1 protein-coding gene is annotated in these 538 nt (G+C 41.4%); it reads left to right on the top strand.

Annotated features, from left to right (window positions below; genetic code table 11):
* A partial coding sequence (locus tag SPSYN_RS15485) for a four helix bundle protein (protein ID WP_341478899.1) occupies nucleotides 1–428 on the top strand: 428 nt, incomplete at its 5' end.
* Nucleotides 429–538: the final 110 nt, after the last annotated feature.

Raw genomic sequence — 538 nt, 5'->3', positions numbered from 1 at the left:
ATACCGAAACTGCGGAATTTGGACGTCGGTTATCGGACGTCAGACATCGGAGGGAAGAAATGGTTATGGGATATAAAAATCTCGAAGTATACCAAAGGTCGTATAAACTAGCCTTGGAAATACACAGAACCACTCAAAAATTTCCATCCGAAGAAAGGTATGAATTAGGAAGTCAGCTAAGAAGAGCTGCAGTATCCATACCGTTAAACATAGCGGAAGGATACGGAAGGCGGGAATCTATCGGTGAATTCCAGCACTTTCTAAGAAATGCACTTGGTTCTTGTAACGAAGTAAAGGTATTGCTAGATATGATAAAAGACTTACAGTATATATCTGAGGAAAGACATCAGATTTTATTAGAGCAATATAACATACTAGGCAAGCAAATATACCGCTTACGAGAAGCAAATACCAAGAAAAAGATCTGACGACTGACGCCCGACGACCGACGACCAAATTGGTAGGGGAGCGTTCCCATTGGATAGAAGCTATACCGAAAGGAGTAGTGGACTAATGGGAAGTGAGAATGCCGGTATAA

It is taken from the genome of Sporotomaculum syntrophicum (assembly GCF_009932395.1).
Lineage (GTDB): Bacteria > Bacillota > Desulfotomaculia > Desulfotomaculales > Desulfallaceae > Sporotomaculum > Sporotomaculum syntrophicum.
The sequence above is the reverse complement of the archived record's forward strand: the minus strand, read 5'-3'. Positions and strand labels throughout refer to the sequence as shown.